Annotated in this window: 13 protein-coding genes; 5 read left to right on the forward strand and 8 right to left on the reverse strand. The window is 54.2% G+C overall.

All coding sequences use genetic code 11. The features are described 5' to 3' along the window. Positions 1-17 precede the first annotated feature (17 nt). Positions 18-629 carry a YtjB family periplasmic protein gene (locus PGW97_RS02950; RefSeq protein ID WP_217391170.1) on the reverse strand — a complete coding sequence of 204 codons (612 nt, stop codon included), beginning with the start codon at positions 627-629 and terminating at the stop codon, positions 18-20. Positions 630-797: 168 nt separating this feature from the next. On the opposite strand from PGW97_RS02950, the gene serB reads away from it, so the two are divergent. Next, positions 798-1,748 (forward strand): phosphoserine phosphatase, encoded by a 951-nt coding sequence (gene serB / locus PGW97_RS02955; protein WP_242551832.1) that lies wholly within the window; start codon positions 798-800, stop codon positions 1,746-1,748. Positions 1,749-1,848: 100 nt separating this feature from the next. On the opposite strand, the gene PGW97_RS02960 is transcribed toward serB, so the two are convergent. Continuing rightward, on the reverse strand, positions 1,849-4,209 hold the full coding sequence (locus tag PGW97_RS02960; RefSeq protein ID WP_273858595.1) for a PilZ domain-containing protein: 2,361 nt from the start codon (positions 4,207-4,209) through the stop codon (positions 1,849-1,851). Between the two features lie 145 nt (positions 4,210-4,354). On the opposite strand from PGW97_RS02960, the gene radA reads away from it, so the two are divergent. Beyond that, positions 4,355-5,743, forward strand: coding sequence for a DNA repair protein RadA (gene radA, locus PGW97_RS02965; protein ID WP_047886525.1), 1,389 nt, complete (start codon positions 4,355-4,357; stop codon positions 5,741-5,743). A gap of 128 nt (positions 5,744-5,871) precedes the next feature. On the opposite strand, the gene ettA is transcribed toward radA, so the two are convergent. Further along, positions 5,872-7,539 carry an energy-dependent translational throttle protein EttA gene (gene ettA / locus PGW97_RS02970; RefSeq protein ID WP_217391173.1) on the reverse strand — a complete coding sequence of 556 codons (1,668 nt, stop codon included), beginning with the start codon at positions 7,537-7,539 and terminating at the stop codon, positions 5,872-5,874. 405 nt (positions 7,540-7,944) lie between these two features. On the opposite strand from ettA, the gene sltY reads away from it, so the two are divergent. Both sltY and trpR read left to right on the forward strand, forming a co-directional pair. Further along, complete coding sequence (sltY, locus tag PGW97_RS02975; protein ID WP_273858599.1) at positions 7,945-9,876, forward strand: murein transglycosylase; 1,932 nt, start codon at positions 7,945-7,947, stop codon at positions 9,874-9,876. An 89-nt stretch (positions 9,877-9,965) separates the two neighbouring features. Continuing rightward, positions 9,966-10,283 (forward strand): trp operon repressor, encoded by a 318-nt coding sequence (gene trpR, locus PGW97_RS02980; RefSeq protein ID WP_047886528.1) that lies wholly within the window; start codon positions 9,966-9,968, stop codon positions 10,281-10,283. Between the two features lie 117 nt (positions 10,284-10,400). Here trpR and yjjX read toward each other — a convergent pair whose 3' ends face one another. From yjjX to PGW97_RS03000, 4 genes are all read right to left on the reverse strand, one after another. Further along, positions 10,401-10,928, reverse strand: coding sequence for an inosine/xanthosine triphosphatase (gene yjjX / locus PGW97_RS02985; RefSeq protein WP_273858601.1), 528 nt, complete (start codon positions 10,926-10,928; stop codon positions 10,401-10,403). Positions 10,929-11,106: 178 nt separating this feature from the next. After that, complete coding sequence (locus PGW97_RS02990; RefSeq protein ID WP_047886530.1) at positions 11,107-11,745, reverse strand: helix-turn-helix domain-containing protein; 639 nt, start codon at positions 11,743-11,745, stop codon at positions 11,107-11,109. A 798-nt stretch (positions 11,746-12,543) separates the two neighbouring features. Next, on the reverse strand, positions 12,544-13,134 hold the full coding sequence (locus PGW97_RS02995; protein WP_273858603.1) for a glutathione S-transferase family protein: 591 nt from the start codon (positions 13,132-13,134) through the stop codon (positions 12,544-12,546). A 34-nt stretch (positions 13,135-13,168) separates the two neighbouring features. Then, entirely contained in the window at positions 13,169-14,623 is a 1,455-nt protein-coding gene (locus PGW97_RS03000; protein ID WP_273858605.1) for a YbfB/YjiJ family MFS transporter, read from the reverse strand. Positions 14,624-14,837: 214 nt separating this feature from the next. Between PGW97_RS03000 and PGW97_RS03005 the strand changes: the two genes are divergently transcribed. Continuing rightward, complete coding sequence (locus PGW97_RS03005) at positions 14,838-15,728, forward strand: LysR family transcriptional regulator (protein ID WP_273858607.1); 891 nt, start codon at positions 14,838-14,840, stop codon at positions 15,726-15,728. Positions 15,729-15,818: 90 nt separating this feature from the next. Here PGW97_RS03005 and PGW97_RS03010 read toward each other — a convergent pair whose 3' ends face one another. Then, the gene (locus tag PGW97_RS03010) at positions 15,819-17,348 is read right to left on the reverse strand and encodes a bifunctional GNAT family N-acetyltransferase/carbon-nitrogen hydrolase family protein (protein ID WP_217392161.1); all 1,530 of its coding nucleotides are present in this window, start codon (positions 17,346-17,348) and stop codon (positions 15,819-15,821) included. Positions 17,349-17,429 lie beyond the last annotated feature (81 nt).

The raw sequence follows: 17,429 nt of genomic DNA on the forward strand, positions 1-17,429 counted from the left end.
AGCAATCAACAGCTGACTTATTCCGGCTTGTTGGCGCTCAGCAAAAACGGAAAGTGCCAGATGTCTTTGCGTCGGCCAAAGGTGAAGGCGAGCAGAAAACCAATCGCCAGCGCGGCAATGATCAACCCGCGAATCACATTGGTGACATAGTCAATATTCTTCAGGGTATCAGCCAACAGCTGATCGTGCTCCAGCGTGATGCGGATATAACCGACCACCTGATCCTGGTTCATTACCGGCTCAACCAGTTGTTGACGGCCGATACTGGCGACCGATAACGGGGTGGACAATCCGGTGACCTGCTCCAGCGGCATGGCATCTTCGGTCTGGGCCAGTGTGACGCCTTCCAGATCGTAGATGGTGGCATCAAGGATCAGCGGCTCGCGCGACAGCTGCTCGGCCAGTGCCTGAAGCGGATCATGGTTTTTCTCAACCAGATTGAGCGAAGCCGTTTCGGCGGCCTGACGAATTGCCAGACGGGAAAGTTGCTGGGTCTGCTCGCTCAGGGCGCGGTAGTTACGCTTGGTCAGATCCGAACCGTATTCCAGCATGGTGAACAGAGCGGCCAGACAACTGAACACCACAAAGAGCTGCCAGGCGCGTTGAAAGCGTGATTTTTTCAATTTCATGGTTTCACAGTACCTTAGATACCATAGTGGTTATAGCGGTGCTTTTAGCGTCACAGCACCTCTGACACGATGGTTCCCGTGATGCAATCTTCATATGGGGGTTGCCCAGGTAATTTGCTATGGGGTAACGTGTACCCAGACGTTTACTTTAACACGGATGTATTGCCAGTGCTTAATATTCGAAAACACACCACTTTACTCAAGCGTTTCCCGTCAGTGGCGACGGCCACCAACCTGGATCGCCAGCGCTCTTCCACCCTGATTTATGGTCAGGGCCTGTACGGCGAGGTGATCGACAACATTGAAGCCGCCTATGAAGAGCCGCTGAATGTGACCGCCGCCTGGAAGGTTGGGGAGTACGACTGCCTGCTGCTTGATAACCCGTATTCATTGCTGCTGGAGCAAGCGGTGGTCGCCCAGAAAGTTGACATTGCTGACCTGCGGGATCTGCCGGTGCTGCGTGAACCGGGGCTGCTGGTGATGGACATGGACTCGACCGCGATTCAGATTGAGTGTATCGATGAAATTGCGGTGCTGGCCGGTGTTGGTGAGCAAGTCGCCGAGGTAACCGAGCGGGCTATGCAGGGCGAGCTGGACTTTGAACAGAGCCTACGTGAGCGGGTGGCAACCCTGACTGGGGCTGATGCCTCCATTCTGGCGGCTGTACGCGAGCGCTTGCCCCTGATGCCGGAATTACCGGAGCTGGTAGCCAGCTTGCACCACTTTGGCTGGAAAGTGGCGATTGCCTCCGGCGGATTTACCTATTTCTCGGATTATCTGAAAGACACGCTGGAGCTGGAACATGCACAGTCTAATACTCTGGAAATCATTGAGGGCAAGCTGACCGGGCAGGTATTGGGTGACGTGGTGGATGCCCAGAAGAAAGCGGAAATTTTGCGTACTCTGGCCGCACAGCATGACATTCCGTTGCACAACACGGTCGCTATCGGTGATGGTGCCAATGATCTGGCGATGATCAATGCAGCCGGGCTGGGCGTGGCTTACCATGCCAAGCCAAAGGTGGAAGCTGAAGCGCCGGTCGCTGTGCGATTTGCCGATCTCGGGGCGGTGATCTGCCTGTTGTCAGCGTCATTGTTGCCGCAGCAGCTTAACTGGTAATCACGGCTTAACGAAAAAAGCGGGGCGCCTCCGTCGGATGCGTCCCGCTTTTTTGTGACCTGTTTTTTGAACTGTTGTATGAGCAGCCAGCCCGGCTGGCTTACTGAATTTCCAGCCGAATTAGCACCTCATCGGTGATATCCAGTAACTCCCCGCAGCCAATCAGGGCGCTCAGCTCTTCTTCCAGTGCCCTTGCCCGGTGCAGTGTTAAGCGGGCCAGCTCACCGAGCTCTTTGCCGATCAGGGCGGTCATCGGACTCAGAACCGGTACCGCAGTTACCCTGACGGCCATAAATTCCCCGTCATGGCGCGCCTGTTTGATGAACTGGATCCGATCATCGACACTGTCGAACTCGTCCAGCAGCTTGCTCTTGAGGCGTAGCAGTTTGTCGCCGTCGCGCTCAATGTGCAGATACAACTCATGGATGTGCGGCTGGCGAATCTCAACCGGACGCATGGTTTCTGCCAGCATACGTTTGATTCGGTTGCGAAAGAGCGGCTCCAGTGAATAACCGTTGCCGCCGGTGGTCTGGTGAAACAGCCGGATCAACGGCGGTGGCGGGAAATTGCAGCCGATCGCTTTCAGCCGGACTTTGTGATCCACCTTCTCCGCGAAATACGGAATACTGCACAGCCGGGTCAGTAGCAGTTTGTGCATCGCCATCAGCAGCTCCCCTTGTGGGAGCTGTTCTTCCTCGATCACCAGCCGGTTCTCGTTGTGCTGGATCAGCTTGCGCAGGAAGTGCTCGCTTTTGGCTGCCTGGGCACCGCTGCCGGTGGTCAGCTGGATATTGCAGTGATCAGGGCTGATCCGGACGATCTTGTACGGAATGTTGTACAGTGGCGCATTGCGATCAAGTTTTTGCAGCTGCGGGAATGAGATCGCGACATCATCGCCCCGCTTGGCAACAACCGGGGCAGGCAGGCGCAGGTTCAGACCGCGGGTGGAAAAATCGATGCTGACAGCCGGTTGCATCGGCTGATCGTCGAGTTGGAACTCAACCGGCGTTTCAAACAAATAGCGGTCTTCACTGCGCTGCGGCTTAGGGTCAAAATAGATAGCCCTGGCCGAGGCGACGGGATTGCGCGGGTGGCGAAATGCTTGCAGCGCTTTGCCCGGCAGGCTGGGTTTGACCGACAACCGGTAATCCTGACGGGAAAGCGGGTTGGTCAGATCCTGCAGCAGCCCGATGTGCGTCAGGGTACTGAGCTGCTCGGCCATGTCCGGTGCGATGTCTTTCAGCCAGTCAAGATCGTCTTTTTCGATCGATTGCAGGGTCAGGCGCATCACCTGCCAGCTGTCGCGCTGGGCTCCGATGTGCCAGAACAGCCGTCGCTGCTCACTGTCCATCTCCGGAATGGCGGCCGAGTAAAAATAGGTTTTGTTATCATGCTGATGGCTGAAGCCGTAAATCAGGGTGCTGGACTGTTTCAGGCCGGATTTGCCTAAACTGGCGATGCGGGGCTCAGACAGCAGATGGTTCAGCATCGGCTGATTGCGTTCATCGTGCCAGCGTTCCCACAGGTGGCGGTTATGCTGAGTCAGCAGGCTGTATTTCAGTTCCGAGCCGGCAAAAAACAACGGCATCGCTCCGCTGTGCTTGAGAAAGCAATGTTCATAGCCTCGGGTGCGTACCTGAATCACCTTGTCGTCATGATTCTGGCGCAGGCGGCTCTGGGAGCGGTGCAGACTGTGGTCTATGGCTGCTCGCAGAATCTGGTTGTCGCCAACCACTTTGAGGCGCAGCCACTTGTAGCTGTCGTTGTCGGGGTTTTCATCAACCCCGAGGATCCGGTAGGCCACACCCTGATTCAGCTTAACGTCATTGAGCACGTCAGCCAGTTTGGGAAAACGGGCGGTAATGTCCATCCCCAGGTGATAGTTGAACGCCGCCGGTACTTTAAAGCGGGCACCGGAATAGGACAGGTCGGCGGTAAAGCCATGAATCATTTGACCGAGCGGCAGCTCAAGAGTTACCGGAGTCGCTATTTTCAGGCGGTTTTCATTGCGGGTCAGGTAATGGCCAAACCGGATCAGCGGTGCATCAAACTGGGTATCGCGCTGCGATACCTCCACGTCGGGAACCGGGCTGGGTTGCAGTTTGCCTTGTTGGTGCATCACCCGGAAATTGTTGCGGGTGTTCATCAGCGCTTCATACAGGCCAACCCGGAACTTACCACCGTAAGCGTTAATGCGTTTATGGTAGGTGTTAATGGCAACGTCATCCAGCCAGTGCTGAATACCGTGCAGTTCGTACGGGCGACATTCCCCCTTCACCCTGCCTCGCAGATCAACGGCCTGACGACATGGTGTCATCAGCCGGTGCAGCTCCATTTTTATCTGCAGCTTGGTCGGTCCGTCCTCGCCATCAGTCATCATTTGGAAGACATTGTCAAAGTCTTCGCTGTCATAAGCGGGAATCAGCTGTTCGATCAGTCCTTTGTAAGCATCAAGCAACATAGTTCTTTTTTATTATTAACCTCTTCGTTTATTATCGGTATTTTGCCCTAAAAACTGAGTCAGTGATCAACGCTCGGCCCGATTTTTTACATAAAGCAGATCTCTTCGGGGATACTGTGAGTTTATACAATTTTCAAGGTGATACATGGCTAAAACCAAGCGTGCTTATGTCTGTAGCGACTGTGGAGCCGATTTCCCCCGCTGGCAGGGGCAGTGTAGCGCGTGTGCCGCATGGAATACGATAACGGAGTTTACCATACCGAAAACCCGTGCTGCCGTTGGCGGGGCTGCCGCAGCAGGCACCAGTAGCTATGCTGGCAGCTCGACCAAAGTCCAGAAGCTGTCGGAAGTCGAAAGCAAGGATCTGCCGCGCTACAGCTCGGGCGTGTCTGAGCTGGATCGGGTGTTTGGCGGTGGTATCGTGCCGGGTTCCGTGCTGTTGCTGTGCGGCGACCCGGGAGCCGGTAAGTCAACGCTGTTGCTACAAAGCATCGGCGCGGTGGCGGCAACCAAGTCAGCGTTGTACGTGTCCGGGGAAGAGTCGATTCACCAGATCTCCCAGCGCGCCAAACGTCTGGGTATCGATCACCTTGATAAGATCAGCGTAGTGGCTGAAACCTCTGTTGAGCAGGTGCTCAACCATATCACCGCACAAAAAGCGGAGTTTGTGATCATTGACTCGATCCAGACCATGACTGTTGCCCATAACGATTCGGCAGCTGGCAGCCCGAGCCAGGTGAAGGAATCGGCGGCGGCGTTGACCCGGTTTGCCAAAACCGAAGGGGTCACTTTTATGATCGTGGGTCACATCAATAAAGACTCGAATGTGGCCGGCCCGATGCAGCTGATCCACATTGTCGACGGGCTGTTCGCGCTGTCTTCTACGGCCGATGAAAAATTCCGGGTACTGCGGACCTCAAAGAACCGTTTCGGGGCCGATTCCGAGTCCTGCTTCTTTGCCATGACGGAAACCGGGATGAAGCAGGTCAAGAACCCGTCGGCGATTTTCCTTAGCCGCTCGAACAAGAACCATGCTGGTTCGGCGTGTACCACATTGTGGGAAGGGACGCGTCCGTTGCTGGTGGAAATTCAGGCGCTGTGCAACCAGTCCGTGACAGAAAATCCGCGTCGGCTGACGGTCGGCTATGACTCGAACCGCCTGGCGATGTCGATTGCCGTTCTGGCCCGCCATGGCGGGGTGATGCTGTCGGACATGGATATTTTTGTGAACTGTGTCGGCGGGATCAAGGTGGATGAGACGTCTGCGGATTTGGCGGTGCTGCTGGCGATTTTCTCAAGCTTTAAAAATGCCCCGATCCCGCAAGATGTGCTGGTCTTCGGGGAGATTGGCCTGAATGCCGATATTCGTCCGGCGGCCAATGGAGTCGAGCGTATCCGCGAAGCGGCCAAACAGGGTTTTACCCGGGCGATTGTGCCGAGAGCCAATGCCAGCCGTCAGGTGCCGGGGATTGAAATTATCCCGGTCGAAGATTTGCAGGAAGCCCTGACCGCGTTTGATCGCGTGTGTGGCTAAAGAGTGTGGCTAAAGCTTGCTGGCGAGCACTAAGTGGCGCATACATCACATAAGCGGCAATAACAGCAATAAAAAAACCGGGCTCAGTGCCCGGTTTTTTTAGTTTGGCTGCGCCATATTGCTCAGGGTTACTTCGCAATACGCTTGTACTTGATGCGGTGTGGCTCTGCAGCCTGCGCACCCAGCGTTTTCTTCAGCCAGTCGGTGTATTCGGTGTAGTTACCTTCGAAGAAGTTCACCTGACCTTCATCACGGTAGTCCAGAATGTGGGTCGCGATACGGTCCAGGAACCAACGGTCGTGCGAGATCACCATGGCACAGCCAGGGAATTCCAGCAGGGCCTCTTCCAGGGCGCGCAGTGTTTCTACGTCCAGGTCGTTGGTTGGTTCATCGAGCAGCAGTACGTTGCCGCCGGCTTTCAGCAGTTTTGCCAGGTGAACACGGTTGCGCTCACCCCCGGACAGTTCGCCGATGCGCTTCTGCTGGTCGCTGCCTTTGAAGTTAAAGCGTGACACGTAAGCTCGGGATTGCAGCTCGAAGTTGTTGATACGGATAATATCCGAACCTTCCGAGATCTCCTGGTAAACCGTGTTGTTGTCGTTCATGCTGTCACGGAACTGTTCAACCGATGCCAGTTTCACGGTTTCGCCCAGCTCGATAGAGCCTGAATCCGGCTGCTCAGTGCCGCTCAGCATCTTGAACAGGGTCGATTTACCGGCACCGTTGGCACCGATGATGCCCACGATAGCACCCTTAGGCACGCTGAAAGACAGATCGTCGATCAGAACGCGGTCACCGAATGACTTGGTCAGGTTCTGTACCTCGATAACCTTCTCACCCAGACGCTCACCCGGCGGGATGAACAGTTCGTTGGTTTCGTTACGACGCTGGTGTTCGGTGTTGTTCAGCTCTTCGAAGCGAGCCATACGCGCTTTTGATTTCGCCTGACGGCCTTTTGGATTCTGGCGAACCCATTCCAGCTCTTTCTCGATGGTCTTCTGGCGGGCTTTCTCCTGAGAGGCTTCCTGCTTCAGACGGGCATCTTTCTGCTCCAGCCATGAGGTGTAGTTACCTTCCCATGGAATACCTTCACCACGGTCAAGTTCCAGAATCCAGCCGGCAGCGTTATCCAGGAAGTAACGGTCGTGCGTGATAGCCACAACAGTACCGCTGTAATCGACCAGGAAGTGCTCCAGCCAAGCCACGGATTCGGCGTCCAGGTGGTTGGTTGGTTCGTCGAGCAGCAGCATGTCTGGTTTTTCCAGCAGCAGGCGACAGATTGCCACACGGCGGCGCTCACCACCCGACAGGTGTTTGACCTTGGCATCCCATTCCGGCAGGCGGAGGGCATCGGCCGCACGCTCCAGTTGGTTCTCCAGGTTGTGACCGTCTTTCGCGGCGATCAGTGCTTCCAGCTCGCCTTGCTCTTTGGCCAGGGCGTCGAAGTCCGCATCCGGCTCGGCGTACGCAGCGTACACAGCGTCTAGACGGGTCAGGGCGTGCTTCACATCGCCCACGGCTTCTTCAACCACTTCGCGGACGGTTTTTTCTTCGTCCAGTACTGGCTCCTGCGGCAGGTAGCCGACATTCAGGCCCGGTTGCGGACGCGCTTCACCTTCGATATCGGTATCGATACCCGCCATGATGCGCAGCAGAGTTGATTTACCGGAACCGTTCAGGCCCAGGACACCGATCTTGGCGCCAGGGAAGAAGCTTAGGGAAATATCTTTCAGAATTTGGCGCTTAGGCGGGACGATTTTGCCTACGCGCGACATGGTATAGACGTATTCAGCCATATCCGTTTGCGATCTCTAAACTCAATGAAAAGGGGTATTTTACCTGTTCTGGACATAAGTTTAACAGCAATGTTCATAATTAGTGGTTAATACCCGTTATTAAACGGAACTCACTGCCGCAGATCACATCAAAATGCTGGTTATCACTTCGTTTGCAGTTAGAGTGGCGCATTGACCGTTTCGGGGGCGGCAAGAAGTCGCCGGAAAAAATGCGCAGGAACGAGTAAGCTCAATACAGGCCTCCTGTCATGAGCCGATCACCAAGCTGTGCTAGTTCTGGGAAGCTCGGGTGTGAAGTGGGTCCCGACTTCCTCGTCAGCCATTGTGGTTTTAGCGCCACAATGTTCAAGTAGAGTGCTGACAATCAATTTCCACCGGCATGAAAGTTAACAATGGGATGATGCTGTGCATTGCAAGTTAAATAACAAATTCTGGTCTGGCTGGGTTGCCGGCCTTGGGCTAATGCTGCTGTCACCGGTTCAGGCTGCCACGCTGGAACAGCAGCGGGAATGGTATGAGCAGGCTCAGGTTGCGTTGGATGAAAAAGACCAGGCGGCCTATCTGGCACTGCGTAAAAAACTGGATGATTATCCGTTGACGCCGTATCTGGAATACCGTGATTTTACTCAGTCGCTGGCCGGAAAGTCTCCGGCTGACGTTGATGCCTTTATCCAGAAATACAAGAGCCTGCCGTTCAGCGATACGGTACAGGTTCGCTATCTGGGTCACTTGGCGGATGCTGAGCGCTGGCAGGAGTTTCTGTCGGTGCAGCCGTTACCGCCGCGCAGCCTGTCACTGCGCTGTCACTATTACTATGCCCAGAGCCAGAAAGGGAACAAAAAAGAGGCCTGGCAGGGCGCGGAGTCTCTCTGGCTGACCGGCAGCTCGACCCACAAAGCCTGTGATTCGCTGCTGGACAACTGGCAGCAGGCCGGGTTGCGTACGGATGAGAAGGTGCTTGAACGGATGCTGCTGGTGTATGCCGAAGGCAGCCGTAGCCGTCTGAAATACCTGAATAAGCTGCTGAGCAAAAACGGGCAGGCCCAGGGCCAGCAGATGCTGGAACTGTACGATAAACCGCAGGGCGTGGCGGATTTTGCCAAACGCAGCAAAGTGACGCCGTTCAACCAGACACTGACCGAGCTGACGTACAAAAAACTGGTGCGGGATGATATTCGTGAGGCAATCAAACAGTATCCTCGTACGGTGGAAGGGCAGCATTTTAAGGCTGAGACCAAACAGGCGCTGGCTGATTATACCGCCAGTCGGCTGATCGGCACGGAAGATGCCGAGCTGCAGGTATGGCGCGATCAGATGTTGGCCAAGAGCACCAATATTCCCCTGCTGGAGCGCCGTATTCGTCAGGCTATGCGGGAAAACCGTTGGCAGGAAGTGTCGGTTTGGGTCAAACGTCTGCCTGAGGACGCTAAGAAAACCACCCGCTGGACTTTCTGGCAGGCGCGGTTGGCTGAGCAGGCTGGTAACCGCAAACTGGCGCAGGAAAAATACACCGAGATTCTGGGACAGCGCGATTTCTACAGTGCCGCGGCGGCTACTGTGCTGGGCAAACCGATTGAGTACCCGGTGAAGTCGGCCAGCAGTAATCCGGCTGTCACCAAAAAATATGCGGAAACCCTGACTCGAATCCGAGAGCTGATTGCGCTCGATAAACTGCTGGCTGCCAACCGTGAATGGTATTACCTGCTGCAGGGACTGAACAACGACGACATTGTTGCGCTGGCCCAGTATGCGGCGGTGAATAAATGGCATCACCTCGCGGTGCAGGCCACGATTTCCGGCCAATTATGGGAGTACATTGAGCTGCGCTTCCCGGTGGCCCATAAGTGGTGGTTTGATTTCTTCAGCAAGAAACGTGAACTGTCGACCACGACCATGATGGCGCTGGCCCGTCAGGAAAGTGCGCTCAACAGCGAAGCGGTATCACCGGTCGGGGCGCGGGGACTGATGCAGTTGATGCCGGCAACGGCGCGGGAAACTGCGAAAAAGCTGGGGCGCAACTATGAAGGCCAGAATAGCCTGTTTGATCCCGGGGTGAATATCCGTCTGGGCAGCGGGTATCTGAAAATGATGCTGGAGCGATTCGATAATAACCGTATTTTTGCCTTTGCTGGTTATAACGCCGGTCCGGGGCGGGTTGAGCGCTGGCGGGCAGGCACCAACGGCCAGTTGGATGCTTACGCGTTTATTGAAGCAATTCCGTTCAATGAAACCCGGACGTACGTGCAGAACATCCTGATGTTTGAAATTTACTACGGTAACCTGACCGGGGTGAAAACACCGTTGTTGACCAAAAATGAGCTGGCGGCCAAGTACTAAGCTGCCGGATTGTGATTTTTGGGCTAGGTGGATAACGCGGAACGGGATAGAATCAGTACTCGGTAACGAGTACATCAAACGAGGATGACATGTCGAATATCCAAGAAACGCCGGAATTCACTGAGTGGCAACAGGTGGTCGAGATTTTACGTCAGGCTGCAACTGAGCAGAAAGACGATGTCATGCTCAAACTCCTGTTAACCCCTGATGAGCGTTCGGTGCTGTTATCCCGGGTGAATATTCTGCATGAACTGCTCAATGGTGAGCGCAGTCAGCGTAAGATCAGTGAACTGCTGGGGGTAGGGGTGGCAACCATCACCCGAGGCTCCAATGAGCTCAAGCATCACGATGAAGCCACCAAAGCCTGGCTGGCAGCCTTGCTGGATCAGCAGCGTCCGAATCAGTAATTTCACTATTCTGACAAGCCAAGTCTGACTCAATCCCCCTCAGCCGCTGGGCTGAGGGGGATTTTTTATTCGCTGAACATGAAGTCGTTATTTCGGGGGAATTCCTTTTATGCGCCGTTAATCTTCTGCCGGAAATAATGCCGGGTTCAGAAACGGGATCAGCGCCAGCAGGAGCGCCTGATGATAGACCGAGCTGCGGCTCAGCATGTGATTGGTCAGCATCGCAATTGCTCCGCCTTTCTGTTTGATGTTGGTCTGGTTGAACATGTCATCCATCACATCACCCAACTCCTGACCCTGATGCAGTTTTTCCAGTGTCGCTGGAGGCAATGGCAGAGACGCCGAGCGGGCTTCACCGCGACGCTGGCCGCTTTCAATCACCATCCAGGCAAAGGTCAGGTTTCCGTCCAGTCCGGCTTCCAGGCCTACGTAGTAATCGGCATCCGGTACAGCCTGACGGGCATTGGTGACCCGGTTGCGGGCGCCCTGCAGGGTTTCATCGGCGGTCATTGGTTGGTCGCGCACGCCACTGGCGACACTGATGCCTTCAAACTCAAACAGTCTGGCTGGAAAGGCCTGTTCAAAGGCTTGCTCCACCGCGGCGATTTTGGCTGGGTTGGTCGATGCGACAATAATCTTGGACATACCGGCTCTTGCTAACCTTTATTCTTAAGGGAAGGTGAATGTATGGCTTTATTGTACGCGGCCGAGGCGGTTTGTCACCTCAAGGGGACCACGTCCACCGGGCAGCCCGGATGGGCTGCGCCAGGAGGAGCGTAGGAGGAGAAGACACAGCACCGGTCAAATGCGTGCTGTGGCAGCCTTAGCGGTCGTAAGACCAATCGGACTGAATGATGTAGCCGTGGATCTGGAATTCTCCGTTATTGACGAACAGATTCGGGAAATCCGGTTGAGAGGTTGAAAATACCACCCCGTCGGCCAGCTGAGTCATGTGGTAAAAATCCGGCTCACTGCCGCGAACCGAGGCAAATACCGGCTGTTTCGGGCGGTAAGGTGCTTTCTTGGTGGCCAGCGCGTAGCTGCCGACCGGCGCACATTGCGCAATGTTTTCATTATCCACTACCAGGCCGAGGCAGTCTTCACGCACCAGATGCTGCGGAATCGCGCGTTTGCTGACGACATCGACCGTGGCCCCGTTGCGGAATGACATAAAATCTTTGCGATGGATAATGGGAATATAAGTGCTGGTTGTCCCGTAATCGCTGCCATTACTAATGGTGGTGGTGGCTTGTGTGCCGGTATCAACCTGACCGGTTAGCAGATAACTGATTGAGGTATTCAGTGCTTCGGCAATTTTTTCCAGTTCACGGACTTCAATCCCGTATTTACCGGATAACTTACGGCTCATGGTGCCTTGCTGAAGTTCCAGGGCTTCACCCAGTTGTTTCTGACTTATCCCCTGAATTTTGGCAAGGCGCTTAATTCTCTCTAAATATTCCATGCTCACTAGCTTCCTGCTTAAAAATACAAAATAGAAATTCATTCTTAAAAGTCATATTGATTTTACTAATAACAGAAAAAAAAGGAGCTATTGGGTATAGAAAATGCGATAGGTTTCGTCATGGGAATATCACAAATTTCCTGGATGGGAAAAAAATGGCACAAAATTTTAGAATTGAATTAAGCGCTTATCCGACCACTGAGTGTGATTTCCCTCACTTTTGTCAGTGAGATGAGCGAAACAGTGTAATGAGTCATTAGTGACCGTTTTGCTTGCTAACACTATAACTATATGAATTGTAAGGTTTTTGGTGTGTTTTGTTGTATGGGTAAGCGCATTGGTGAATATGGTACGATAATTGACTAATTGGTTAGTGTTTTTTATGGCATCAATAAAGTTAAACTATTGTTATCATGTAATCGATACCTTTATTGAGTGTTGTGTTGATAAATTATGCGCTGTAGCAATACCGACATGGTTGAGAGAATTAACCATGATTCCTTTAGTTAGGAAATAATATTTTAAATCCCGTTTTTATCTTGGGTGAAATTGGGAATAGTGAGCTGGTTGTAAAAATCAACCTGAGTTGGTGGCGATACAAGTAACGTAGAAAGTATTTCGAAAACGCTTTTATGGTAAAGCACGTCGAAAACATTACGGGAAATACGTATGCGTCCAGATAAAACCACATCACAGCCATAATGATGCAAGAAGAGCAACACGACCTAAACGAAATACCATCGGCGAAATGCCGGAGCGGCGATTTATCGTCTCCGGCTTATTTCTTTGTCGCTGTTTTTAGCTAAAGGTAGTCTGGCAAAAACTCTCCCGTGCCAATATCTCGTGATACCACTGAGCCAGTGCCGGATATTGCGGTTGCCACTGAATGTCCGGTAGCCGAAAGGCTAGGTAATCCAGGGCGACGGCGACCATGATCTGGCTGATTGTGATGGAATGGTCTGCCGACGTTGGTAAGTCCTGATCTAATGCGGCTAACAGACGCTCGATGGCCTGTAACCGCCGCTGAGACAGCAGTGATGAGGCGGACTCGGTCTCATGTTTTCGGCTGATGACGGTCGCAAAGGCAGCGTCAATCAGTCCCTGTCCCAGTCCCAGCCAGTGCAGGGTTTGGGCTCGATCCGGATAAAGTGCAATTGCCGGATAGTGGGCTTCCAGATAATCGAGGATCAGTAAGGTTTCAGAAACCGCTAGGTGGGGCGAGATTTCTAATACCGGCACTTTTGCCCCAGGGTTGACCGCCAGAAGTACGTCCGGTGAGGCCCACGGATCCACCCAGACCAAGGTACAGATGTCTTCCAGTTGCTTTTCCAGCAAGGCAATACGGACCACTCTGGCGTAAGGCGATGTGGCGTTCAGGTACAGTTTCATTTCACACTCCTTGTTGTGTCGACGGCGCAATGCATTATCGGGTCTCTTTATGTAAAGCCGGGGCTGCGGTTTCTTGCTGTTTTACCGTTTCTTTTTGGGCGCTGTGGTATGGTGCAGTTGGCTGCAATTGATCTACCTCTTTCTGACCAGGCTGCATCCGGCGGCCAGCCAGCAGCACACAAAGGGTTCCTCCTCCCAGTAACAGTCCGGCGACGGTAAAAAAGGGCTGATAGGTACCCAGCCAGGCATAACAGGCTGCGAAGCTGAATCCGGCCAGCGCCTGCATGCCAGCAAAGGCCGCGGTAGCCATTCCCCAGTTTCGCTGATGCTGGTCAACGTGAGCCAGTTCGGCCAGCCGCCCTGCCGTCAGGGCGACGATGCCGGGGATCATCGCGCCGACACCGGCCGCAGAGAGCCACAATACCCAACCAGTCTGGCTGAATGCCGGAAGCAAAACCGCGGCCGTTTTAAGGCCAAATGCCATTAACAGGGCGCGGTTCCAGCCCAGTGTGCGAGACAGGATACCGGCCACTATCGGCCCCGCGACTGCGCCTATGCCCAATGCTCCCCAGTAAAATGCAGCCTGGGTGGTACCCAGCATGACTTCCCGGCTGAGATAATCGACCCAGAACAGGGTGTGAGGAATGAAACCCGCCGCATCAAGGGCATAAGCCAGAATAACCAGGCGGATCGCCGCCGCGGCAGGCGTTGCATTGTGTGTGGCGGAGGATGGTTGCTGAGTTGTCGCAGAAGGGCGAAGGTGGCACAGTCCCCACAAGTTAAGCAGGCCACACAGCACCGCCAGTCCGGTCAGTCCTTGCCAGGTCAGCGTCAGGCCGCGTGCCAGCATGGGCGGGAGCAAGACGGCGGACAGCACGATTCCCAGCCCGATGCCCATAAAGATGCAGGTGGCGCCGAGATGACGCTGTGAAACCGGCAACAGAGACAGCGCCAAAGAGGGGCCGCATACCATCAACAGCGCGCCCGCCAGCCCGGAGAGCAACCGCCAGAGATAAAACCAGCCGAAAGACGCGGGTTGTGCGCACAGCAAAAAGCTCAGAATGATCACCAGCAGCGAACCGCCAATGACCCATGGCACCTTAATGATGCGGGTCAGGCGGTGCGCCCCGACGGCACCGAGCAGGTAGCCCAGCAAATTCGCAGCAGCCAGTTGGGTTGCCTGACTGGCGGTGAACCAACTGGCTTCAATCATTGCGGGGATCAACGGGGTATAGGCAAAGCGGGCAAGGCCGACTCCAATGAGGGTCGCGGTCATACCAACCAATATAGCCGCCGTTTTCTGTTGCCTGTGATTGTCCTGATGGTCTGTGTGCCTGCGATGCATGATCCTGTCCTGTTTGTCCGGGGATGCCACTTTTGGGGCATCGAGAGCACTCGCTTCCTGCTTGAGTGCTATGTGTTTATCCTGAGCCTCTACATCCAGCGCCTGACATTCCGTACCGGTTTTAGGCTGTTGCAGAATCAGCATGGCAGGATTTTCCATTGACTAAAAATGATTCATTGTGATGCTATGTATCTGAAAATGAGATAGTGACTTGGGCTGTGGTGCAGTTGGGTTCGCTTCTGACAACTTAGTTTTATCAAAAAGCCAGTCTTTATAAAAAAACAGTCTTTCCATCAACAAGCGCTATCGCTACGACTCTGACAAAAAAACAAGGATGGCAGGAAACAGGGATGACGACATGCAGCTGAAATCTCTCAAAATGTTCGCGACGGTGGTGGAAACAGGCAGCTTTGTTGCGGCTGCGGAACGCCTGCACACTGTGCAATCAAATATTACTTCCCACATCAAAAAGCTGGAGCAGGAGCTGGGGGTGCAGTTGATCCAGCGTCAGGGGCGTTCAGCGCCGACACCCGCCGGGTATGCGTTACTTGATTATGCCCGGAAGATGCTGACTACGCATGATGAAGCCGTGGCCGCCTTGCGGGGACTGGGGAAACCCAGCGGCAGTTTACGTCTGGGTGCGATGGAAACCACCCTGGCCATTCGTTTGCCGTCGGTGCTGGCGGCTTACCATACTGCGGTGCCGGATGTGCACCTGCACCTGGAAAGCGGCCCAACCGCCACCCTGTTGCAAAAGTTGCTGGTCGGTGAGCTGGATTGTGCGTTTGTCGCCGGTCCGGTTGGACATTCCCAGCTGGTGGCGGTACCGGTGTTTCGGGAGCAACTGGTGCTGGTCTCATCATCTGCGCTGACGGCGTTCCCCTCGCCGGAAAAACTGATGACCTCGACCTTTATTGCCTTTCGTCAGGGCTGCAGTTACCGGCAGAAAACCGAATTGCTGCTGGCTCAGCACGGGATACCGGCAGCCAGAATCGTGGAATTCGGCACGCTGGATGCGATTTTGGGCTGTGTCGCGGCCGGAATGGGGTACGCCGTGTTGCCACTGGCGGTGGTTGACGCGCATCGTGGGCGGTTTGCCTTGCACAGTTACCCGCTCCCCAATCCACTGGCGGTGGTGGAAACCTGCTTTGTTGCCACCGCGCAAGATGCCTGGACCCCGGCTCTGCATGCATTCGATGCTCTGCTGGCCTCACAGGCTGTTACCGGCCAAACCGCTGAGCCTGTTTAAACTTGACCGAGAACAGCACCAATATAAACGCTGAGCCAATATTGAGGCTCAGCGCCACGGCAGTGCGTGGTCAGATTCGCGTGCTTGCTGTTACTTGGGCTGGGTAAATCCCCCATACAAATCCAGGCGGCGGTGGCGTAAATTGGTCACCGAGCCTTCGGTATTGAGCTGCTTGAGTTTATCCAGATCCACATCAGCAAAAATGATCATCTCCGTATTCGGACTGGCTTCGGCAATGGTGGCGTCATGGGGGAAATAAATATCCGAGGGTGAGAACACCGCGGACTGAGCGTACTGAATATCGACGTTATCCACGCGCGGCAGGTTACCGACGCTGCCGCCGATCGCAACATAGCATTCGTTTTCAATGGCCCGGGCCTGGGCGCAGAGCCGTACCCGCTGATAGCCGTTTTTGGTATCGGTCCAGAAGGGAACAAAGATAATCTGCACATTCTGCTCGGCCAGCATTCGTCCCAGCTCCGGAAACTCGCTGTCGTAACAGATCAGGATCCCAACCCGTCCGGCATCAGTATCGAACACTTTCACCTGATTGCCGCCGTCGATCACCCAATCGCGCTTTTCGTGTGGGGTGATGTGGATTTTATCCTGCTCGTCGATTGTTCCGTCCCGATGCAGCAGGTAAGAAACGTTATAGAGCATGCCATCACGCAGCTCCGGCATACTCCCGGCAATAATATTGATGTTGTAAGTAATGGCCAGCTCGGCAAAACGTTGCTTGATGACTTCGGTAAACGACGCAAGGAAGCGGATGGCCTCGACCGAGTTCTGCTCGCGGCGCAGTCCCATCAGCGGGGCATTAAAAAATTCCGGGAACAGGGCAAAGTCTGCCTTGTAGTTCGATAGGGACGAGACAAAAAACTCAGCCTGATCAATCAGGTCATCAACGCTGCGTACGGCACGCATCTGCCACTGGACAATGCCAATTCGAATCAGGGTCTTATCGATATCGTGGACTGAATCAATGTCTTCCTCGTAGAAAAAGTTATCCCACTCCAGCAGGGTGGCATAGCCGCATGAGCTGTCATCTTCCGGCAGGTAATGGCGCATGATCCGTTTGACATCAAAGTCGTTCGAAAGCTGGAAAGATAGGATTGGATCATGCAGCTCGCGGCGTTTGACCTTTTCAATGTACTCGGTCACTTTCATCGAACCGGCATGTTTGTGATAGCCCGGAATCCGGCCACCGGCCAGAATCGCTTTCAGGTTGTCATTGCGACATAGCTCTTTGCGGGCTTCATACAGTCGGCGACCTAGCCGCAGCCCGCGGTAATCCGGATGCACGAATACATCCAGCCCGTACAGGGCATCACCGCTGGGTTGATGCTGGATAACATTGTTTTCGTTGATGATATCGGTGTAAACATGGGGGAGGGAAAAGCGGTTGTAATCGACTTTGATAGTAAGGGCGGCACCAATGATTTTGCCATCATCCTCAATACAGATCTGACCGTCGGGAAACTGATGGATCAGATCCATTATCGTCATTCTGGGCCAGGATCCCCCCACATCATGGAAGACTAAGTCCATCAGCGCCGCCAGCTCAGGATAGTCGCTTTTTTCAATGACTCGTAGGTTCAATCGTGGCGTGGATGTCCTCATCAATCTGCTCCTTATTTGGCTGCTCTTCCCCCATATTGGACAAGCCAGCAGCTGAATTCAAGGTCGCGCCACGGATATGCT

Origin of the sequence: Photobacterium sp. GSS17, from assembly GCF_028621875.1 — a bacterium.
In the GTDB taxonomy this organism is placed as follows: domain Bacteria; phylum Pseudomonadota; class Gammaproteobacteria; order Enterobacterales; family Vibrionaceae; genus Photobacterium; species Photobacterium ganghwense.